Source organism: Staphylococcus devriesei, assembly GCF_002902625.1.
In the GTDB taxonomy this organism is placed as follows: Bacteria; Bacillota; Bacilli; order Staphylococcales; family Staphylococcaceae; genus Staphylococcus; species Staphylococcus devriesei.
The window spans coordinates 1-21,643 of record NZ_PPRG01000093.1 but is presented as its reverse complement, the minus strand read 5'-3'; the positions used below and the strand labels follow the sequence as shown (position 1 = coordinate 21,643).

The window sequence follows — 21,643 nt, the reverse complement described above, 5'->3', positions numbered from 1 at the left end:
AGGCCATTATAATGGCAGTAAAAGTAGCAATTAATGGTTTTGGTAGAATTGGTCGTTTAGCATTTAGAAGAATTCAAGACGTAGAAGGTATTGAAGTAGTTGCAGTAAACGACTTAACTGACGACGAAATGTTAGCTCATTTATTAAAATATGACACTATGCAAGGACGCTTCACTGGTGAAGTTGAAGTCGTTGATGGTGGTTTCCGCGTAAATGGTAAAGAAGTTAAATCATACGAAGAACCAGACGCAAGCAAATTACCTTGGGGCGATTTAGATATCGACGTAGTATTAGAATGTACTGGTTTCTATACAGATAAAGAAAAAGCAGAAGCACACATTAATGCAGGAGCTAAAAAAGTATTAATCTCTGCTCCAGCTAAAGGTGATGTTAAAACAATCGTATATAACACTAACCACAGCGACTTAGACGGTTCAGAAACAGTTGTTTCAGGTGCTTCATGTACTACTAACTCATTAGCACCAGTTGCAAAAGTATTAAGTGATGAATTCGGTATCGTTGAAGGTTTAATGACTACTATCCATGCATACACTGGTGACCAAATGACTCAAGACGGTCCTCATAAAAAAGGCGACAAACGTCGTGCGCGTGCAGCAGCTCAAAACATCGTACCTAACTCAACAGGTGCTGCTAAAGCTATCGGTAAAGTTATTCCTGAAATCGATGGTAAATTAGACGGCGGTGCACAACGTGTACCAGTAGCAACTGGTTCATTAACTGAAGTAACAGTTGTATTAGAAAAAGACGTTTCAGTTGAAGACGTTAACAATGCAATGAAAAATGCTTCAAACGAATCATTCGGTTACACTGAAGACGAAATCGTATCTTCAGACGTAGTAGGTATGACTTACGGTTCATTATTCGACGCTACACAAACTCGTGTAATGTCAGTAGGCGACCGTCAATTAGTTAAAGTAGCAGCTTGGTATGATAACGAAATGTCTTACACTGCTCAATTAGTACGTACTTTAGAATATTTAGCAGAATTATCTAAATAATTCAGAAGCCTAGTTGAATAAGGCTTGTGCTCGGTACGTTTGTACAAGTGCTCACACGCTTGTACAAATCATTAAAATAAGGTAGCTTATGAGTAAGCGGGGAGCACTAACGCTTCTCCGCTTATTTTTATACTTATCATTCCTATTAGAGGAGGAAATTATAATGGCAAAAAAAATTGTTTCTGATTTAGATTTAAAAGGCAAAGTTGTTCTTGAACGTGCTGATTTCAATGTACCTTTAAAAGACGGTCAAATTACAAATGATAACCGTATTGTTCAAGCTCTACCTACTATTAAGTATATTCTTGAACAAGGTGGTAAATTGGTATTATTTTCTCACTTGGGAAAAGTAAAAGAAGAAAGTGATAAAGAAGGTTTAACTTTAAAACCTGTAGCTGACGCTTTATCTGAAAAATTAGGTAAAGAAGTTACTTTTGTTCCTGAAACACGTGGAGAAAAATTAGAATCTGCTATTAAAAATCTAAACGAAGGTGATGTATTATTAGTTGAAAATACACGCTTTGAAGATTTAGATGGTAAAAAAGAATCTAAAAATGACCCTGAATTAGGTAAATATTGGGCATCATTAGGCGATGTATTCGTTAACGATGCTTTCGGTACAGCTCATCGTGAACATGCTTCAAACGTAGGAATTTCTACTCACTTAGAAACAGCTGCTGGTTATTTAATGGAAAAAGAAATTAAATTTATCGGTGGCGTTGTCAATGACCCACAAAAACCAGTTGTTGCAATTTTAGGTGGCGCTAAAGTGTCAGATAAAATTGGCGTAATCAAAAATCTAGTAAACATTGCTGATAAAATCCTTATCGGTGGCGGTATGGCGTATACTTTCTTAAAAGCACAAGGTAAAGAAATCGGTTTATCACTTTTAGAAGAAGATAAAATTGATTTTGCGAAAGAATTACTAGAAAGTAACGGCGATCAAATCGTTCTACCAGTAGATGCTAAAGTAGCGAAAGAATTCTCTAATGATGCTAAAATTACTGAAGTTTCAATCGATGATATCCCGGCTGATCAAGAAGCTATGGATGTCGGTCCTAAAACAGTTGAATTATTCTCTAAAGAGTTAGAAGATGCTCATACTGTTGTTTGGAATGGACCTATGGGTGTATTTGAATTTAGTAACTTTGCCCAAGGTACAATTGGTGTATGTAAAGCAATTGCAAACCTTAAAGACGCAACTACTATTATTGGTGGTGGCGATTCAGCAGCAGCTGCAATTTCATTAGGATTCGAAGATGACTTTACACATATATCAACTGGTGGCGGTGCGTCATTAGAATATCTTGAAGGAATTGAATTACCTGGTATTAAAGCTATTAATGATAAATAATTTTTACTTTGAAAACATAGACGTTTCCGTCTACATTTTCCCGGGAAAATATACTAAACAAGCAAGATAGTTAAACAAACTTTAAGAATGATACTGTAATGAGGTGCTATTCAACTCTATCAATATGAAAGTCGAATAGTAGCTTGCTACAGTTGGAAGTATTTAACACTAAAAATAGTTAAAAATATTAAAAATAGGAGTGTAACAAATGAGAAAACCAATCATAGCTGGTAACTGGAAAATGAATAAAACAGTTCAAGAAGCTAAAGACTTCGTAAATAATTTACCAACATTACCTGATGAAAAAGAAGTTGAATCAGTAATTTGTGCGCCAACAATTCAATTAGACGCATTAATTTCTCTAGTGAATGACGGCAAAGCAAAAGGATTAAAAATTGGTGCTCAAAACACTTATTTTGAAGATAATGGTGCCTTTACAGGAGAAACTTCTCCAGTAGCATTAGCTGATTTAGGTGTTAAATATGTTGTTATTGGACACTCAGAACGTCGTGAATTATTCCATGAAACTGATGAAGATGTGAACAAAAAAGCACATGCAGTATTTAATCATGGTATGACACCAATTATTTGTGTTGGTGAAACTGACGAAGAAAGAGAAAATGGCAAAGCTAATGAAGTCGTTAGCAACCAAGTTAAAAAAGCATTAGAAGGCTTATCAGAGAAACAACTTAAAGAAGTTGTTATTGCTTATGAACCAATCTGGGCAATCGGTACTGGTAAATCAGCAACTTCTGAAGATGCAAATGAAATGTGTGCACAAGTACGTAAAACAGTAGCAGAATTTTCAAGCCAAGATGTTGCAGATGCAACACGTATTCAATACGGTGGTAGTGTTAAACCTAATAATGTTAAAGAATATATGGCACAATCAGATATTGATGGTGCATTAGTTGGAGGCGCATCATTAAAAGTTGATGATTTCGTACAATTGTTAGAAGGTGCTAAATAATTATGGCTAAACAACCAACAGCATTAATTATTTTAGACGGTTTCGCTAATCGTGAAAGCGAACACGGAAACGCAGTTAAACTAGCGAATAAACCTAACTTTGATCGTTATTACAACAACTATCCTACAACTCAAATTGAAGCTAGTGGTTTAGATGTTGGTCTACCTGAAGGTCAAATGGGTAACTCAGAAGTTGGTCATATGAATATCGGCGCAGGCCGAATCGTTTACCAAAGTTTGACTCGTATTAACAAATCAATTGAAGATGGTGATTTCTTTGAAAATGACGTCTTAGGTAAAGCTACACAACATGTAAAAGATAATAACTCTGCTTTACATGTCTTTGGTTTACTATCAGATGGTGGCGTACACAGTTATTATCAACATTTATTCGCGTTATTAGAACTTGCTAAACAAAAAGGTGTTGAAAATGTTTATGTGCATGCATTTTTAGATGGACGTGACGTTGATCAAAAATCAGCACTTAAATATATCGAAGAAACAGAAGCTAAATTCAAAGAACTAGGTGTAGGTCAATTCGCATCTATTTCAGGTCGTTATTATGCAATGGACCGAGATAAACGTTGGGAACGTGAAGAAAAAGCTTACAACGCAATTCGTAATTTCAATGGTCCTTCATACGCTTCAGCTAAAGAAGGCGTTGAAGCTAACTATGCCAATGACTTAACAGATGAATTTGTTGAACCATTTATTGTTGAAGGTCAAAATAACGGAGTAAATGATAACGATGCAGTTATTTTCTTCAACTTCCGTCCTGATAGAGCCGCTCAACTTTCTGAAATATTTACAAATAATGCTTTTGATGGCTTTAAAGTAGAAAGAGTAAATAACTTATTCTATGCTACATTTACTAAATATAATGATAATGTTGATGCTGAGGTTGTCTTTGAAAAAGTTGACTTAAACAATACAATTGGTGAAGTTGCTCAAGATAATAACTTGAAACAATTGCGTATTGCAGAAACTGAAAAATATCCACACGTTACTTATTTCATGAGTGGTGGTCGTAACGATAAATTCGAAGGTGAACGTCGTCGTTTAATCGATTCACCTAAAGTAGCGACATATGATTTAAAACCTGAAATGAGTGCGTATGAAGTTAAAGATGCGCTATTAGAAGAGTTAGACCAAGGCGATTTAGATTTAATTATCTTAAACTTTGCTAACCCTGACATGGTTGGTCATAGTGGTATGCTAGAACCAACAATTAAAGCAATTGAAGCAGTAGATGAATGTTTAGGTGAAGTTGTAGATAAAATCTTAGACATGAATGGTTATGCTATCATCACAGCTGACCACGGTAACTCTGACCAAGTATTAACAGACGATGATCAGCCAATGACTACGCATACAACTAACCCAGTTCCAGTTATCGTTACTAAAGACGGCGTTACTTTACGTGAAACTGGACGTCTTGGTGACTTAGCGCCAACACTACTTGATTTATTAAATGTTAAACAACCAGACGAAATGACTGGGGAATCATTGATTAAACACTAATTATGTTGAAAAAGTTAAAATGTTTCTAATGCGAGGCTTGATTTCATGGCCTCAACTTAGAAACAAACTAACTTAATACAAATATTTTATTAAATGTTTAAATCAAGCTATAATAACTATAGAATCTAAATTTAAAGGAGATTATTAACATGCCAATTATTACAGATGTTTATGCTCGCGAAGTCTTAGACTCACGTGGTAACCCAACAGTTGAAGTTGAAGTGTTAACTGAAAGTGGAGCTTTTGGTCGCGCATTAGTACCTTCAGGAGCTTCTACTGGTGAACATGAAGCAGTAGAATTACGTGATGGAGACAAATCACGTTATAGCGGTAAAGGTGTAACTAAAGCCGTTGAAAATGTTAATGAAATTATCGCACCAGAAATCGTTGAAGGTGAATTTTCAGTATTAGATCAAGTATCAATTGATAGAATGATGATTCAATTAGACGGTACTTCTAACAAAGGTAAATTAGGTGCCAACGCTATCTTAGGCGTATCAATTGCTGTTGCACGCGCTGCTGCAGACTTATTAGGCCAACCATTATACAAATACCTAGGTGGATTCAATGGTAAACAATTACCAGTACCTATGATGAACATCGTTAACGGTGGTTCTCACTCAGATGCGCCAATCGCATTCCAAGAGTTCATGATCTTACCAACTGGTGCTGAATCATTCAAAGAAGCATTACGTTGGGGTGCTGAAATCTTCCATAACTTAAAATCAATCCTAAGCGAACGCGGTTTAGAAACTGCAGTAGGTGACGAAGGTGGTTTCGCACCTAAATTCGAAGGAACTGAAGATGCGGTAGAAACTATCATCAAAGCAATCGAAAAAGCTGGTTACAAACCAGGCGAAGATGTATTCTTAGGATTTGACTGTGCATCTTCTGAATTCTACGAAAACGGTGTATACGACTACACTAAATTCGAAGGTGAACACGGTGCTAAACGTAGCGCAGCTGAACAAGTTGACTACCTAGAAGAATTAATTGGTAAATACCCAATTATCACAATTGAAGATGGTATGGACGAAAACGACTGGGACGGTTGGAAACAATTAACAGATCGTATCGGCGACAAAGTTCAATTAGTAGGTGACGACTTATTCGTAACTAACACTGAAATTCTTTCAAGAGGTATTGAACAAGGTATCGGTAACTCAATCCTAATCAAAGTTAACCAAATCGGTACATTAACTGAAACATTCGATGCAATCGAAATGGCTCAAAAAGCAGGCTACACTGCAGTAGTTTCTCACCGTTCAGGTGAAACTGAAGATACAACAATCTCAGATATCGCAGTAGCTACAAACGCTGGCCAAATCAAAACAGGTTCATTATCAAGAACTGACCGTATTGCTAAATACAATCAATTATTACGTATCGAAGACGAATTATACGAAACTGCTAAATTTGATGGCATTAAATCTTTCTACAATTTAGATAAATAAGATTCGGCTAAATAAAATACAGTTTTAAATTAAATAAAGTTCACGCTATTAGCCTGTCACAGAGTTGAGACTGTGGCAGGCGTTTTTTATTTTTTAAGAAAATGGAGACCAAACAACTCACATAGTGACATTTTCTAAATAAATCTTAATCTCACCATGAAGCTACTAATACATAGCATGAAAGTAAATCGCCGTGTGAACCAATAGACATAGTGTAGGAACTTATTTAACTTACCTAAGCAAACTGATATAATAAGCGTGTAATTGAAAGAAGGAGATTCAAACATGGAGAATGTACCTAATCAGCCAAGCCAAAGAGAACGTAATGCCGGTAAAATAATTGGCTATGGTTCTTTAATATTTTGTATTTTATTAATCATTCATAATTTTATTGCGTTAGACACACAAACCGCGAAGACACTGTTATCACAGGCAGGCCAAAAAGCAAGTGGTAGTGCTGTAGATAATATCTTAAATAGCTTTAGATATACTGGAGTCATGTATATTCTGGCTTATTTAGCAGGCGTTATTGCATTATGGAATCGTCATAAATACTTATGGTGGTTTATGTTTGCTGTGTATGTTTCTAATGTGTTATTTACATTAGTAAATATTGCAATGGTGACTAATGCGATTATTAGTGCTAAATCACCATTATTTGTTGTACCTGTATTCATTGTTATCATTGGATCAGCGCTATTAGCAATCTATATGTTAGTAGTATCAATGATGCGCAAAAGTACATTCAATCGATAGACATTGATAAGCTAACAACATATATGATATAATTCCAACGTATATAATGAATGGAGGACAATTTTCATGCATACACTTTTCATAGTACTACTAATTATTGATTGTATTGCATTAATCGCTGTTGTTTTACTCCAAGAAGGTAAAAGTAATGGACTTTCAGGTGCTATTAGTGGTGGCGCAGAACAGTTATTTGGTAAACAAAAACAACGTGGCGTCGATTTATTCTTGCATAGATTAACAATTATTTTAGCAATCATTTTCTTCTTAATAATGATTGGTATAAGTTACTTTGGTTTATAAGGTCCGACGATGTCAATGTCGGACTTTTTTATTTATAATAAATAAAGAAAGGGAACGGGACAGAAATCTAATATAATTGCGAAGATTTTGTAGTCTCGTCCCGGCAAGTTTGACTATAGATGAAGAAAGTAATGAGTTAACGTATCTTTATCTTAGACAACTACTGCTCAAACTTAAAGCTGGTTCATTTTATATAATGTTCTAGCCATATAGATTTTACAGTTTTTAATAAAAACAGAAACACAATCTATACAGACGTTAAACTATATTAAAACGCACTGCATAATTATATGTAGCGTTAACGTTTTTAAGATAAAACATTTAAAATTATAAGTTATGATAGATACTACGACGGAGAGGGATATCAAAATGCAAATTAAATTACCACAACCTTTCTTTTTTGAAGAAGGTAAACGAGCTGTATTACTCTTACACGGGTTTACTGGTAACTCATCAGATGTAAGACAATTAGGTCGTTTCTTACAGAAAAAGGGCTATACATCTTACGCCCCACAATATGAAGGACATGCGGCTCCACCCGAAGAAATATTAGAATCAAGTCCTCATGTGTGGTTTAAAGATGTACTTGACGGTTATGACTATTTAGTTGAGAAAGGCTACGAAGATATCGCTGTAGCAGGCTTATCGCTTGGTGGCGTCTTTGCCTTAAAATTGAGCTTAAATCGACCTGTAAAGGGTATTGTAACTATGTGTGCACCCGCTGAAGGTAAAACACAAGATTCAATATATGAAGGCTTTTTAGAATACGCACGTAATTTCAAAAAGTATGAAGGTAAAGATCAGGCTACGATTGATAGAGAAATGGAAAACTTCCATCCCACTGAAACTTTAAAAGAGTTAAGTGCAACGCTAAATAATGTCAGAAATGAAATTGATGAAGTGTTAGATCCAATATTAGTAGTACAAGCTGAAAATGATGAAATGATTAATCCTCAATCAGCAAATTATATATATGACAATGTTGATTCAGATGATAAAAATATTAAATGGTATGCAAATTCAGGGCATGTCATTACAATCGATAAAGAAAAAGAACAAGTATTCGAAGATGTATACAATTTCTTAGAAACTTTAGATTGGTCTGAATAATAAATAAAATAAGAAATGAAAGAAGAAAGGAGGGGCATGATGAATTTAAAGCAATCCATTGAAGAAATCGTAAAACAACCTGATTATAACCCAATGTCGGTGTCAGATTTTCAAGATGCTTTAGGTCTTAACAGTGCTGACTCATTTAGAGATTTAATAAAGGTGCTAGTAGAACTAGAACAAGCAGGTTTAGTCGAACGAACTAAAACAGATAGATACCAACGTAAGCAATCAAGTAAAAGTACAGGTTCTAATTTAATAAAAGGGACGTTAAGTCAAAATAAAAAAGGATTTGCGTTCTTAAGACCAGAAAATCAAGATATGGACGATATCTTTATTCCACCTACAAAAATTAATCGTGCTTTAGATGGCGACACAGTAATTGTAGAAATTCAAAAATCCAAAGGGGAACATAAAGGTAAAACTGAAGGTGAAGTAAAATCTATTGAAAAACATTCAGTGACACAAGTTGTAGGTACGTTTAGTGAAGCAAGACATTTCGGATTTGTAATTCCTGATGATAAACGTATTATGCAAGACATTTTCATCCCTAAAGGTCAAAGCCTTGGTGCCGTAGACGGTCATAAAGTGCTTGTACAAATCACTAAATACGCAGACGGTACAGATAATCCAGAAGGGCAAGTTTCAGCTATACTAGGTCATAAAAATGACCCAGGCGTAGATATTTTATCAATTATTTATCAACATGGAATTGAAATTGAATTCCCTGATAACGTCTTAAAAGAAGCTGAAGCCGTACCCGAAGAGATTAAACCTGATGAAATTAAAGGGCGTACGGATTTACGTGATGAATTAACAATCACGATTGATGGCGCAGATGCAAAAGACTTAGATGATGCCATTAGTGTGAAAAAACTTCCAAATGGTCATACAGAATTAACGGTAAGTATCGCTGACGTAAGTTACTACGTCAAAGAAGATTCGAATTTAGACAAAGAAGCTTATGATCGAGCGACAAGTGTCTACCTAGTGGACCGAGTAATTCCAATGATTCCACACCGTTTAAGTAACGGTATTTGTTCATTAAACCCGGAAGTAGACCGCCTAACATTAAGTTGTCGTATGGAAATCAATGAACGTGGCGAAGTCGTGAAACACGAAATATTTGATAGTGTCATCCATTCTAATTATAGAATGACATATGATGCAGTTAATCAAATTATTACGGATAAAAATCCGGAAGTCCGTAAACAGTATCAAGAAATTACGCCTATGCTCGATTTAGCTCAAGAGCTATCTGAACGTTTAATTCATATGCGTAGACGTCGTGGTGAAATAGACTTCGATATTAGTGAAGCTAAAGTATTAGTTAATAATGAAGGTTTACCTACAGATGTAGTCATACGTGAACGTGGCGAAGGTGAACGTCTAATTGAATCATTTATGTTAGTGGCTAATGAAACAGTAGCTGAGCATTTTAATAAATTAGATGTACCATTTATCTATCGTGTACATGAACAGCCTAAGTCTGATCGATTGAAACAATTCTTCGATTTTATTACTAACTTTGGCATAATGGTTAAAGGCACTGGAGAAGATATCCATCCTTCAACGTTACAATCTATTCAAGAGCAAGTTGAAGGGCGCTCAGAACAAATGGTTATCTCTACAATGATGTTACGTTCGATGCAACAAGCACATTATGAGGACACTAATTTAGGTCACTTCGGCTTATCAGCTGAGTATTATACGCACTTTACGTCTCCAATTCGACGTTATCCCGATTTAACTGTGCATCGTTTAATTCGCAAATATCTTATTGAAAATTCAATGGATAATAAAGAATTGCACAAGTGGGAAGACAAACTACCTGAATTAGCTGAACACACATCACAACGTGAGCGTCGCGCAATTGAAGCAGAACGCGACACCGATGAACTGAAAAAAGCTGAATATATGATTCAACACATTGGTGATGAATTCGAAGGTATAGTAAGTTCTGTAGCTAACTTTGGTATGTTTATTGAATTGCCTAATACGATTGAAGGTATGGTGCACATTTCCAATATGACCGATGATTATTACAATTTCGATGAACGTCAAATGGCATTAATTGGTGAGCGTCAAGCTAAAGTGTTCCGTATTGGAGATACAGTTACTGTAAAAGTGACACATGTAGACGTTGACGAACGTATGATTGATTTCCAAATCGTTGGTATGCCTATGCCTAAAAATGAAAGAAGCCAACGCCCAGCAAGAGGCAAAACAATTCAAGCTAAAACACGTGGTAAATCTTTAGATAAATCAAAAGACGATAATCAAAAAGATAAGAAGAAAAAGCGTAAACAACGTAAAGGTAAAAATCAGCGAAATCGTGATCAAAAAGATAATACTAAACACAAACCATTTTATAAAGATAAAAGTGTGAAGAAAAAATCACGTCGCAAGAAAAAATAATCAGCAAAGAGGTGACTAACATTCATGGCTAAGAAAAAAACAAAATCACCAGGTACATTAGCTGAAAATCGTAAAGCCAGACATGACTTTAATATAGAAGACACGATTGAAGCGGGTATCGCATTAAAAGGTACTGAAATCAAGTCAATTCGCCGTGGTAGTGCCAATTTGAAAGATAGCTTCGCCCAAGTTAAACGTGGCGAAATGTATATTAATAATATGCACATTGCCCCTTATGAAGAGGGCAATCGCTTCAATCATGACCCTTTGCGTTCACGAAAATTATTGCTTCATAAAAAAGAAATCATTAAATTAGGTGAGCGTACTAGAGAAATGGGATATTCAATTATTCCATTGAAACTGTATTTAAAACATGGTCAATGTAAAGTATTATTAGGCGTAGCTCGTGGTAAAAAACTACATGATAAGCGTCAAGCTTTAAAAGATAAAGCAATCAAACGCGAAGTGGATCGTGCAGTTAAAGCCCGTTATTAAGCACAGTTGTTGCTTAATCGGGCTCTCTTTGATAAAATAGCTAGTATTGTGATTAAAGTTATATGTCAGTTAAAAATAATAGTATCGAGGGGACGTTTTTGGATTCGACAGGGGTCCCCCGAGCTCATTAAGCGTGTCGGAGGGTTGTCTCCGTCATCAACACATTCAATAAATATAACTGACAAAACAAACAATAATTTCGCAGTAGCTGCGTAATAGCACTCTGCATCGCCTAACAGCATCTCCTATGTGCTGTTAACGCGATTCAACCTTAGTAGGATATGCTAAACACTGCCGTTTGAAGTCTGTTTAGATGAAACTTAATCAAACTAGCATAATACTGGTTGTCTGTTGCTTACTATTATGCGAAATCTAACAATAGACTACACACGTAGAAAGATGTGTATCAGGACCTCTGGACGCGGGTTCGAATCCCGCCGTCTCCATATATAAGCGTTAAAAACAGTTATTAGCTGTTTTTAACGCTTTTTTTTATTTGTAATAATATATAGTTTTAAAATTTATAGCGATCATTTGTAAAATTAAACACAAGAATATAAATGAGTTGTGATATTATAAAATATACTAAAAATACATCTTATGAGGTATTATAGTTTTATAGAACATAGTACGGTAGTGAAATGAATGTAAAGTTACTTTTTATATTATTATTCAAAAGAGGGAATAAGTGAACAGATTTAAAGAAATGAGATTATTTTAACAAGATTACCAAGATTTGGTGGAGTTATTAAATTGAAAAAATATAATTAAAAAACTTAAAAATCGAAAGAAAATTTTAATTATGCCAACGTGGCGTACTGGTTTAAATATATATTCAGATGAAAGATTTATGGGAACGAATTATTATAATGAATTTCAACAAGTAATTAATAACCCTGAATTGCAAAGATTAGTTGAGGAAAAAGGATATAAAATATCTTTTTATTTACATAGAAACTTCCAAGTATTTAGTCATCTTTTTTCTTCTGAGTTTGTCGAAGTGCTTACAGATCAAAATCATAATGTAAAAGATTTATTAGCTGAATATCAAGTTCTAATTACTGACTATTCTAGCGTGGGATTAGATTTTACGTTAATGCATAAAAAAGTCGTGTATTTTAGACCGGAGCTATTATAAATGGAGATTTCATTTCAAAATCAATAGATTTGTTGCCGGGGGTAGTAATGACTACTCAAAAAGAATTTATTGTAGAGTTACGAATTACTAAAATGTCTAAAAAGTATAAGAATAATTTAGCTCATCTATATAAATATTCTGATAGAAAAGCATGTAAAAGGATAACCGATGCGATGATAAATTATTTTAGTCTGAATTAAAGAGATAGTTTGTTTTCATTTATCAAGATAACAATAGTTTTAGACTGATTATATTGGAGGTCTAATATGGAATTATTAGGTGCTATCATATACTTATTTATTACTTTTTATATTTATAAAACTGTATGGTTTGTAATAACGTCCTATATTGCTAACTTTTTTTATAATGTTCCTATTTCTAGAAACGATGAAGGTAATTTATTTTTAGTAATGATAACTACATTACTAGCTACATTAGCTATTACTTTAACTATATTAATAGGGAGTTATTTAATTTTTCATTGGTTCTCAATAGTACTCCTAATCGCTTTATGTATATTCATAAGAGTTAAAGATATAGGTAATCCTGATATTTAATGTTTATTGAGACTGAGGCACTAATTATTTATTCAGTGTAAAACCGATAAACTGTCTTCAAAAGTTGAAATATCGGCGAATAAATTTAAGTGCTAAACAATAGGGAATAGCGACAGAAATCTAATATAATTTCAATGATTTCTATCGTCATTTCCCACTAATATTGAATAGAGAAGAAAGTACGATTTTATTTATCTTTTTTGATGAACTATTGTAATTATGAACTTGAAGAAAAGCCTCTAAAGTTAGTTAAAAATGCAAAGCGATATAAAATAGATTTTTTAAACTACAAATCTAACAATACCTTTAGCATTGATAATTTATTTTTTATTAAATTAATATAGATGTTAATAAAAGTATTGAAAATTATTTTAAGGTTTTCTCCATTGCCGTTTTATATTTATTAAATACATTATCATCTATATCACCATTCATCTGAATTAGCATATTATCTTTAGCATAAACATGTGAATAAAATGCTGCACTAGATTTTCCTAATTCATCATAATATTTCTTCGTTTCTTCTAAATCTTTTTTATTTTTAAACTTAAATATTCTAGCATTTTTGTCATCTTGCACTGTAAATATTTTTGCATCTTCAGATTTCATAGGAGCCATTCCGAAATCTTCGTGTCTCATTGTTTTTAGATTTTTTACACTTAAACCTTCACTTTTAAATTTATTTATTACATCACTAATTTCATAATTTTTACCACACGCTACTAAAATTAGAACTCCTACTAACAAAATGTAAAGCAACTTTTTCATCCTAAATATCCTTCTTATTAAATTTTATATTTGAACATATGTAAAAGACGTTGAATTATCTTATTATATGTAAATATCATTTACTTATTAAATTACAGCTTATCTTATAAAAAGGTTTATAAGACCTAATACTTTAACTCTTGGAGCATAGTTTTTATCTACTATGAACTAAGCTAAAAATATGATACTTTTTAAATATTTAAAATTATAATCTTATTATATAATTTATCAGAGAAAAATAAAGTGTATTTTACAATATTTACAGTTTAAAATAAAATTGTTTTTATCAAATAAACTAAATAGACGTATTTGTGCAATTTTCAAACACAAATACGTCTTTTTTTAGTATTAAATTTAAATGAAAGGGCGAATTAACGCACCCCAATGCGTACCTCATATATGACTAATTAAAAATGTGGGTTTTAGAAAAATCGATAAAATTTGTGCTAGCTTTTGATAATAAGTCTTTGTTTTTAAAAGCTAAGACTACACGATTTTTGAATTGCTCGGGCATTTTTAAATATTTAACATTACTTTTATCTGTAACAGATGTTTCTGGAATAAAAGTGAATGAACCACTATATAATGCAAGCTTATGGGCAGTGTCTATACTCACGGTTTCAATAGTCACATTCGGACTAATTTCATAGTATTTCAAAATATTACAAAACAACTTGCGTAATCCATATCTATCTTTAAGCATAATAAACTTTTGATGATTAATTGAACTCATAATTTGATCTAAGGTCAAATTATCGAGATCTTTATACAATATATTTTGTGACGAAATAACCAAATATATATTTTCTGCATAAAGTTCTGCATAATCGATGCTTGAATTCCATAATGGCAAGGTGTTAAAACAAATATCAATTTTGTTATCTAATAATTTATTTTCTAAATCTTTAGTATCTCCCTCAATTAAATCAATTTTAATTTTAGGATATTTTTGTGTGAATGCAGGCAATACTTTATGTAGAACATGTGAAGCTAATGTTGGGTTAGTACCAATTCTTAAAAAGCCAGAGTCATAATTTGAAATATTAGTCAGTTTTTGAGTCATTTTTAAATACATGAGATCAATATCTTTCAAATATTCATAATAAATTTCGCCTTCAGTAGTTAAGATAAGTGGTTTTTTCTTCCTATTGAAAAGCGTTACGCCTAAAGAGGTTTCAATACTTTTTATGTAATTGCTATAGTAGGGTTGAGAAACATATAGTTTATTTGAAGCTTTGGAAAAGGATCCTTCTTTAATAAGTGTGTCTATAAAAAGCAATTCTTTATTGATATTATCACCTACTTATAACTTATTTGTTATAACTCGTATATGATAATAGGAATTTTACATTTAGTCAATTTAGAGAGAAAATTGATAGTGTTCTAATAAAAGAAAGGGTGATAATTTGGCAACGAATATAGATGAAAAAGAAAAAATATGGACGAATAGTTTCGTATTAAATTTTATAGTTAACTTTCTAGTTAATTTAAATATGTATTTGTTAATAGTTATAATCGCTGGATATACACAACAGCAATTTAACGCATCTGAGAGTACAGCGGGTCTCGTAGCTGGATTATTTATCGTAGGTTCACTATTTGGTAGATTTATCATGGGGAAATACGTCAACAGTTTAGGGCCTAAAACAGTATTGATTATTGGGGCAACGTTATTTACTATAACGAGTGCTTTTTATTTTGTAGAAACTTCAGTAGGATTTTTAATATTAGTCAGAATCTTAAATGGTTTCTCATTTGGTGTTTGTACAACATCTACCGGTTCAATAGCTGGTTACATTACTCCTCAATCACGCAAAGGGGAAGGTATTAGTTTATTTAGTTTAAGTATGGTGCTTGGAGCTGCAGTTGGTCCATTCTTAGGTTTACTTTTATTACAAGATTTCAGTATTGAAGTTATTTTCGGACTTAATTTAATTCTAAGTGCTATTTCACTTATCATTGCATTAATTATGAAAGTGCCATTTGAAACAGTTAAACTTTCTAAAGAAGAGAAAGGTTTCCACATTTCTCAATTCGTAGCTAAAGAAGCAATTCCAATTGCTATCGTTGTTTTCGTTTCTGGTTTAACATACTCTTCAATTTTAAATTTCATGAATTCATTTGCTGCACAAAGGGATTTAGTGACTGCCTCTAGTTATTTCTTTATTGTCTATGCTATCATTTCAATCATCTCAAGACCGATATGTGGACGATTAATGGACAATAAAAATGAAAACTATGTTATTTATCCTAGTATCATATTTTATATCATATGCTTTGTTGTTCTGGCTAACTCCCAATCATCATGGATGTTGTTACTAAACGGTGCAATATTAGGTTTAGGTTATGGTAACCTTACTTCTACGTCACAATCCGTTTCTGTTAAAGTTGTGCCTAAAGAGAAAATTGCACGCGCAACGTCAACATTCTTTATTGGTTTAGATCTTGGTCTAGGTTTTGGACCATATCTATTAGGAAGCTTTGTTCATAAAGTAGGAATTAGTAATATGTATCTTATTATGGCAGCAGTTTTAGTAGTTACATTCTTTGTGTATTATTTAATTCATGGTAAAAACGTACGCACTGCATAAATAAGATGAATATATTAAACAAGCCCATAATCGTATGGTTATGGGCTTGTTTTGTAATTAAAATTAGTTATTATTTATTTTTTTACCTTCAGTACGTCCAGTTTCTCCCTTATCTTTATGAGCTTTCGGATTATCCTTTTTATGCGTACTTTTCTTCACAGGCTCTACTGAGTCTTTATCGTGACTACATGCCCCTAATAATAGAAAACTTGAAAGTAAAATAAAAGCTACTTTTTTCATAATATCACCCTTTGTTTAAAAATATTGGAATATTCAAATAATTATATTTTAAGTATGACACATTTTATTTAATATTCAATAGTTATTATTAAAGTTAAAAAAACAGACATAATGCATAAAAAACAGATAGGCGAGCCTACCTGTTTTCATACTTTAATTAGTTAGTGTTATCTCCATTTTGAGTAGATTCAGTAGTTGCATTTTCGTTAGTCGAACTATTTGAATCATCATTATTTTGGTTGTCCTCGCTACTATTAGCTGAATACGTTTGAATTTCTGAGCTAGACGATTGATCATCAGTATTTGAATTATTTTCTGTTGAAGCATTGTTGTTTCTATTGTTATTACCAGTCTCATTATTTATAGTTTCGTTTGTTTGATTATAAGTTTGACCGGAATTATTAGATTGGTTTGTATTTTGGTTATTAGTGTTTTGTTCAACTGTGTTTTGACCACTTAAATTTTCATTAGACTGGCCTTGACCACTATTTTGTTGCTCAGTAGGTTGAGTATTAGTTGTTTGTTGTTCTTGAGTGGGTTGTTGTTCTTGTGTTGCATTTTCTTCACTGCCATTCTCTTGAGTACTATTTTGTTCTTCTTGATTATCGTCTTCGGATGATTCGCTTTCTTTGGATTTATCATCATCTTTTGAATCATCTTTATCTTTTTTGTCTTTATCTTTGTCCTTGTCTTTATCTTTAGATGACTTATCATCATGTGATTTTTTATCTTTCGTTTCTACTGCTTTATTCGTAGATGGGTTATTACTTTCAATCATTTTATGAATACCTAGAGCTAGCATACTTAATAGGATAATTGTGATAGCCATTGCAAAGTATTTTAAGTAATTTTTATTTTTAAAAACTGCAACAATAGCGAATAAAATGATTATGAATGCTATCAGTAAAAGAGCCATACCTATGTAGAACAACATTTTATCCATATCTTACCTCCGTCTATGTTAAATTATTAATTATATTGTACTATACTTATAAAACAATAAATATTAATGTGTAATTAACATTTAATTAATTTTTGAAAACAATTGTGTGAATAAGCGAATATAACATTTACATTATTAACTATTTGTCTTATCGAAAATGTTCAACTCTTCATTTTTTTTACTAGTAGAAACAAATAAAGTGTCATCGTAAATGTGAGGATGTTCAGATTGAGTATTTAAATTAATTTCTGCTAAAATTCTAAAAGACCCATTATCTAATGGTTCAACTATAGAAATTTCATTATTATTTTCTTGAATTATTAAACGTCTTTGTGAGTGGTTATTTATTTTCCAGTTATTCATATATTCACCTTTTCTTCAAAAATAAAACTACGTTAGCGTCATTCTAACGTAGTAAGAGGGTTAATCCTAATTAAAGCTTCTTTCAATTTCTGTAAAAGCTTTATTAGTTACTTTAATATTATCAATTCTATCTGCCGAAATTTTTCCGTCTAAATAGCCATGATCAATGAGTACTTTGCAGTTTTCTAGAAAGTCGTCGTATTCTCTATCACAAAAATAATCATCTTGAGCTATAATACTATCTTTAAAATCATTAGCTTCATGTTCACTTTGCCCATCATTAGAACGTTCCATATACAATTTATAAAATTTTGCGATTGTATATTTTTGTTCTTTTGTTAATTCATCTAACATTGAAATTCCTCCCTCATAATTAATTAGTTATACCCCATTTTATAGGTTGAAAAAACGTATTTACTTAGAGAATTAATGGGGTAATATCGAATTATTGTGCATCTTTAATACCCTCATCAACAGCTCTTGCAAATTTGTAGAATGTCTTTGTATAGTTGTCAGAGTCGCTTCTAGTTTTTTGATCTAGGTTTTTATTTTTAAAAAACAATGCTCTTTGACCAGTAGTTAACTCGAGTTGAACTCCGTTATCATTATGTCTATTGATAATATTTTCATCCGAGGTTGCTTCGACACCTTTAGGATTTTTTTGAATGGTAAAGCCTTTATCTTTAAGAGAACGCTTAATGGAGTTAGCTAGTTTCTTATCCTTGCCCCCAACATAGACAATAGGATCTTCGCCAGCATAACCGTGAATCGATATTGTTTCATCTGTATGCTTTAACATTTTTAATAATGTGGGTTCGTCAAATACGGTCGAAGTAATGTGAAGTTGTTCATTATGATCGGGAAGAAGCCCTTCAAAGGTGTAGTAGTCATATTTCCCAATATTTGAAATACGGCGAGCTAATTCGGTAGTACCTGGTTCAATGCCCCCGCCATGAATTGCAGTAATCAATATATGATTGTTCTTTCTATTCTTAGTTTTAACTCTCCAATCTTCACCTTCAGTTGTATGTTTTTTTAAATCTTGAAAATTAGAATAGTAATCTGAAGAATGGTTTTTCTTTTCTTCACGAGTTTTATAAATGACAAATGCGACAAGGACTATACCGATTATCAATAAAATGATAAATAGGTAATATAACTTTGAATACCAATTTTTTCTATTTTTCATGGGACCTTCCTTATTTCCTTATTTAGTAGGGGGAATAAATTTCAATAAATCATTTATAAATTAGCTTTTACATTATAAGTTATTTTATTAAAGAGCTCAAATATTGTTTGCTTTTCAAAAATAAAGTTAATAATACAATAGGGGGTATTTAAATGAGTGATATTCAAATAGAAGCAGCACAACCTCAACATAAAGAAGGTGGAAAATTAACCTATGCTGCTATAGATGATATGGCCGAAATTATACTTGGTACGTATAAAGATAAAGCTATTGAGGCTAATTTACAACAATTATGGGAAAATCGCGCAAATCGGTTTAGTCATGATATCTCATATGTAGCTATACAAAATAATGAAGTGCTTGGAGCTATAACATGTGGGCCTTTGACAGAGATAGAAGAAAGAATGACACCCACAGTATTTCAAATAATCACAATGAATAAACTTAAACCATTTCGTTCTATTTTTAAGTATCCAAAGAAATTTTATTCTTTAGTAACAATGGATGAAGGTGAAGAAGGCGATTATCATATAAGCATGTTAGCCACAATGCCTAATGCTAGAGGTAAAGGAGTAGCACAAAAATTATTAGCTTTTGCGGAAAATAAAGCCAAAGAAGCGGGATATAATAAAATATCATTAACTGTGGTTAAGGATAATGATAAAGCATTAAAACTATATAAAAAACAAGGTTTTGAAATAATAGGCGAAATAAACAAAAAGCCTTTCTATCTTTATCAAATGAGAAAAAATGTAATTTAAAAGAAGTGCTACTAAACTCGCACTTCTTTTAGTTTTATAAAATATTGTAAAAACGTTTACATAAATCACATACTCACTTCATGGTTTATTTACATAGATATGATAAATATGAAGTGAATAGGATGTGATATGAATGAATAAGGAAATTTTGAGAAAGTACTTTAATAACAATGATTTTAAAGCAATTGCGATTGTATTTGGTTCTAAGAAAATAGTGTTAGAGAATGATATTCATGTAGATTACGAAAACGAAATTATCATCTATCCATTAAAGAATTGTACACGTATCATCCCATTTAGTTCTATATCTTATATAGATTTACTCGAAGAAAATGAGCATTTTGTAAATTACTTTAAAGAGACGGTTTAAAAGGCAAAATAGAAAAGAGGTTGAAGATGATTACTTAAGTTTAAAAACTTAAGCTACTAATCTCTCAACCTCAATATTTTTTAACTAATTTCAATTGATAATCATCTGTAAAATTATCGACTAAAGCATAAGGTGAAATAATGAGCAATCCATGATCATTAATTGCATTTTCATTCACGCCATATTTATATGCTTGATAGATGATTTTTGTACAGTATGTAAAGCGCTCGCTTTTAAGATTTAGCGTTACTAAATAAGTTTTATCGCTATCTTTATAATGGTTTTTAGCCCAGTCAGCCGCTTTTTGACCAGCATCGGGTTTAGCACAACGATAAACTTTAATCCAATCATCTTTACCTTCACCAAATCTTTGTTTAAACGATTCGAATGATTCTGTAATAGGATTGTCACCAGGTCCTTCAATTTGTAATACAGTGTCATGATCAAGTGCAATGCTAGAATGACCAAAAAATCCAAATAAGACAGGACCTTTAGTGAGGATAATATCACCTGGTTTTAAATCAAAGTTATCGTTATTAGTGGTAGTAAGTTCTGAGTAGTCAGATTTAGCTTTCGCTAGTGGTGAGATAAACAAGGAAGTAAGTAACATGATAAGTACAACTTTATATATATAAGTTTCTATGAATTTCAATGTATGTCTCCCTAGTTATTAATAACTTGATATTAACTAATTTATCTAAAAGAAATTTATATTCAATAAATGAAAAAAGAGCAAGATAGAAATCTAATGTAATTTTAAAGATTTCATACTCTCGCTCTGGCTAAAAAGAAAAAGCCTTGAGCTCATTTTCAAAATGATGGTTATAATACGCCAAATATTAGTACATAAATCAGTAATGCAAAGCCGAAAATGTAAAATATTACTGTAAAACCTAAATATGATTCTTTGCGCTCTTCTTTTTTAGATTTAAGTAATAAGCCTAATATTATTGAGGCTGCTACTACGAAAATGATACCCAGCCATAATAAAATGGTTAAATGCATACTCATGTTCCAAGCCTCCTAATCGTTAATTTAGAAAAAGGTGTATATCAAGGGATATACATAATATAACAGTAAAATCACATTAACTAAAAAAATGATTTCATTAATAAGATTCTTATACATTATAGCAATAGTTAAACTTAAAATGACGGCTATGCCACTAATTACTAATCCTGGTACTAACCAAAAATAGTCATCTAATTTAGGATAGTAGGTGACGATAACATTAAAACCTAAAAATAAAATTGTCATAAAAATATTAAGCCAAAATATTTTATTTATTTTCATAGGTCTCTCCTCATTTTAAGTAAAAATCTTTAAT

Annotated in this window: 25 protein-coding genes, 1 other RNA gene and 1 pseudogene; 16 read left to right on the top strand and 11 right to left on the bottom strand. The window is 32.1% G+C overall.

Annotated features, from left to right (window positions below; translation table 11 throughout):
- Positions 1–11 precede the first annotated feature (11 nt).
- The 13 genes from gap (at position 12) to CD147_RS11380 (ending at position 13,091) form a co-directional block, all read left to right on the top strand.
- A complete protein-coding gene (gene gap / locus CD147_RS11440; RefSeq protein WP_103167577.1) occupies positions 12–1,019 on the top strand; it encodes a type I glyceraldehyde-3-phosphate dehydrogenase in 1,008 nt (335 codons plus the stop codon).
- Between the two features lie 163 nt (positions 1,020–1,182).
- Positions 1,183–2,373: a phosphoglycerate kinase gene (locus tag CD147_RS11435; protein ID WP_103167576.1), complete on the top strand. Its 1,191-nt coding sequence runs from the start codon at positions 1,183–1,185 to the stop codon at positions 2,371–2,373.
- Positions 2,374–2,581: 208 nt separating this feature from the next.
- Positions 2,582–3,343, top strand: coding sequence for a triose-phosphate isomerase (gene tpiA, locus CD147_RS11430; protein ID WP_103167575.1), 762 nt, complete (start codon positions 2,582–2,584; stop codon positions 3,341–3,343).
- Positions 3,344–3,345: 2 nt separating this feature from the next.
- A complete protein-coding gene (gene gpmI / locus CD147_RS11425; protein WP_103167574.1) occupies positions 3,346–4,863 on the top strand; it encodes a 2,3-bisphosphoglycerate-independent phosphoglycerate mutase in 1,518 nt (505 codons plus the stop codon).
- Positions 4,864–5,012: 149 nt separating this feature from the next.
- Positions 5,013–6,317 (top strand): surface-displayed alpha-enolase, encoded by a 1,305-nt coding sequence (gene eno, locus CD147_RS11420; protein ID WP_103167573.1) that lies wholly within the window; start codon positions 5,013–5,015, stop codon positions 6,315–6,317.
- A 285-nt stretch (positions 6,318–6,602) separates the two neighbouring features.
- Complete coding sequence (locus CD147_RS11415) at positions 6,603–7,073, top strand: hypothetical protein (RefSeq protein WP_103167572.1); 471 nt, start codon at positions 6,603–6,605, stop codon at positions 7,071–7,073.
- A gap of 66 nt (positions 7,074–7,139) precedes the next feature.
- The gene (gene secG / locus CD147_RS11410; RefSeq protein WP_103167571.1) at positions 7,140–7,373 is read left to right on the top strand and encodes a preprotein translocase subunit SecG; all 234 of its coding nucleotides are present in this window, start codon (positions 7,140–7,142) and stop codon (positions 7,371–7,373) included.
- Between the two features lie 369 nt (positions 7,374–7,742).
- Positions 7,743–8,483: an alpha/beta hydrolase gene (locus CD147_RS11405; RefSeq protein WP_103167570.1), complete on the top strand. Its 741-nt coding sequence runs from the start codon at positions 7,743–7,745 to the stop codon at positions 8,481–8,483.
- A gap of 39 nt (positions 8,484–8,522) precedes the next feature.
- Positions 8,523–10,901: a ribonuclease R gene (gene rnr / locus CD147_RS11400; RefSeq protein ID WP_103167569.1), complete on the top strand. Its 2,379-nt coding sequence runs from the start codon at positions 8,523–8,525 to the stop codon at positions 10,899–10,901.
- A gap of 24 nt (positions 10,902–10,925) precedes the next feature.
- Positions 10,926–11,396 (top strand): SsrA-binding protein SmpB, encoded by a 471-nt coding sequence (smpB, locus tag CD147_RS11395; RefSeq protein ID WP_103167568.1) that lies wholly within the window; start codon positions 10,926–10,928, stop codon positions 11,394–11,396.
- A gap of 88 nt (positions 11,397–11,484) precedes the next feature.
- Positions 11,485–11,845: a transfer-messenger RNA gene (ssrA, locus tag CD147_RS11390) on the top strand.
- A 314-nt stretch (positions 11,846–12,159) separates the two neighbouring features.
- Entirely contained in the window at positions 12,160–12,534 is a 375-nt protein-coding gene (locus CD147_RS11385) for a CDP-glycerol glycerophosphotransferase family protein (protein WP_119517257.1), read from the top strand.
- A gap of 266 nt (positions 12,535–12,800) precedes the next feature.
- Positions 12,801–13,091, top strand: coding sequence for a hypothetical protein (locus CD147_RS11380; RefSeq protein ID WP_103167566.1), 291 nt, complete (start codon positions 12,801–12,803; stop codon positions 13,089–13,091).
- A gap of 366 nt (positions 13,092–13,457) precedes the next feature.
- Here CD147_RS11380 and CD147_RS11375 read toward each other — a convergent pair whose 3' ends face one another.
- From CD147_RS11375 to CD147_RS12595, 3 genes and pseudogenes are all read right to left on the bottom strand, one after another.
- The gene (locus tag CD147_RS11375; RefSeq protein ID WP_103167565.1) at positions 13,458–13,859 is read right to left on the bottom strand and encodes a hypothetical protein; all 402 of its coding nucleotides are present in this window, start codon (positions 13,857–13,859) and stop codon (positions 13,458–13,460) included.
- Positions 13,860–14,262: 403 nt separating this feature from the next.
- Positions 14,263–14,922: a LysR family transcriptional regulator substrate-binding protein gene (locus CD147_RS11370; RefSeq protein WP_157947904.1), complete on the bottom strand. Its 660-nt coding sequence runs from the start codon at positions 14,920–14,922 to the stop codon at positions 14,263–14,265.
- A 57-nt stretch (positions 14,923–14,979) separates the two neighbouring features.
- Positions 14,980–15,138 (bottom strand): annotated as a pseudogene (locus CD147_RS12595) (helix-turn-helix domain-containing protein); the annotation flags it as partial.
- A gap of 127 nt (positions 15,139–15,265) precedes the next feature.
- Between CD147_RS12595 and CD147_RS11365 the strand changes: the two are divergent.
- Positions 15,266–16,450 carry an MFS transporter gene (locus CD147_RS11365; protein WP_233649191.1) on the top strand — a complete coding sequence of 395 codons (1,185 nt, stop codon included), beginning with the start codon at positions 15,266–15,268 and terminating at the stop codon, positions 16,448–16,450.
- Positions 16,451–16,513: 63 nt separating this feature from the next.
- Here CD147_RS11365 and CD147_RS12175 read toward each other — a convergent pair whose 3' ends face one another.
- From CD147_RS12175 to CD147_RS11345, 5 genes are all read right to left on the bottom strand, one after another.
- The gene (locus CD147_RS12175; protein WP_167409759.1) at positions 16,514–16,690 is read right to left on the bottom strand and encodes a hypothetical protein; all 177 of its coding nucleotides are present in this window, start codon (positions 16,688–16,690) and stop codon (positions 16,514–16,516) included.
- A 157-nt stretch (positions 16,691–16,847) separates the two neighbouring features.
- Complete coding sequence (locus CD147_RS11360) at positions 16,848–17,633, bottom strand: hypothetical protein (protein ID WP_103167563.1); 786 nt, start codon at positions 17,631–17,633, stop codon at positions 16,848–16,850.
- Between the two features lie 135 nt (positions 17,634–17,768).
- Entirely contained in the window at positions 17,769–17,996 is a 228-nt protein-coding gene (locus tag CD147_RS11355) for a hypothetical protein (protein ID WP_103167562.1), read from the bottom strand.
- 66 nt (positions 17,997–18,062) lie between these two features.
- On the bottom strand, positions 18,063–18,350 hold the full coding sequence (locus tag CD147_RS11350; RefSeq protein ID WP_103167561.1) for a hypothetical protein: 288 nt from the start codon (positions 18,348–18,350) through the stop codon (positions 18,063–18,065).
- A 91-nt stretch (positions 18,351–18,441) separates the two neighbouring features.
- On the bottom strand, positions 18,442–19,185 hold the full coding sequence (locus CD147_RS11345; protein WP_103167560.1) for a poly-gamma-glutamate hydrolase family protein: 744 nt from the start codon (positions 19,183–19,185) through the stop codon (positions 18,442–18,444).
- A 152-nt stretch (positions 19,186–19,337) separates the two neighbouring features.
- Between CD147_RS11345 and CD147_RS11340 the strand changes: the two genes are divergently transcribed.
- Together CD147_RS11340 and CD147_RS11335 are read left to right on the top strand one after the other, a co-directional pair.
- Positions 19,338–19,946 carry a GNAT family N-acetyltransferase gene (locus CD147_RS11340; protein WP_103167559.1) on the top strand — a complete coding sequence of 203 codons (609 nt, stop codon included), beginning with the start codon at positions 19,338–19,340 and terminating at the stop codon, positions 19,944–19,946.
- A gap of 133 nt (positions 19,947–20,079) precedes the next feature.
- On the top strand, positions 20,080–20,316 hold the full coding sequence (locus CD147_RS11335; RefSeq protein ID WP_103167558.1) for a hypothetical protein: 237 nt from the start codon (positions 20,080–20,082) through the stop codon (positions 20,314–20,316).
- A 70-nt stretch (positions 20,317–20,386) separates the two neighbouring features.
- Here the strand turns inward: CD147_RS11335 and lnsA are convergent, their stop codons facing one another.
- From lnsA to tsaA, 3 genes are all read right to left on the bottom strand, one after another.
- A complete protein-coding gene (gene lnsA, locus CD147_RS11330; RefSeq protein WP_411841056.1) occupies positions 20,387–20,926 on the bottom strand; it encodes a lipoprotein N-acylation protein LnsA in 540 nt (179 codons plus the stop codon).
- Between the two features lie 212 nt (positions 20,927–21,138).
- Positions 21,139–21,327 carry a type II toxin-antitoxin system toxin TsaT gene (tsaT, locus tag CD147_RS11325; protein ID WP_103167556.1) on the bottom strand — a complete coding sequence of 63 codons (189 nt, stop codon included), beginning with the start codon at positions 21,325–21,327 and terminating at the stop codon, positions 21,139–21,141.
- A gap of 24 nt (positions 21,328–21,351) precedes the next feature.
- Entirely contained in the window at positions 21,352–21,609 is a 258-nt protein-coding gene (gene tsaA, locus CD147_RS12590; protein ID WP_103167555.1) for a type II toxin-antitoxin system antitoxin TsaA, read from the bottom strand.
- Positions 21,610–21,643: the final 34 nt, after the last annotated feature.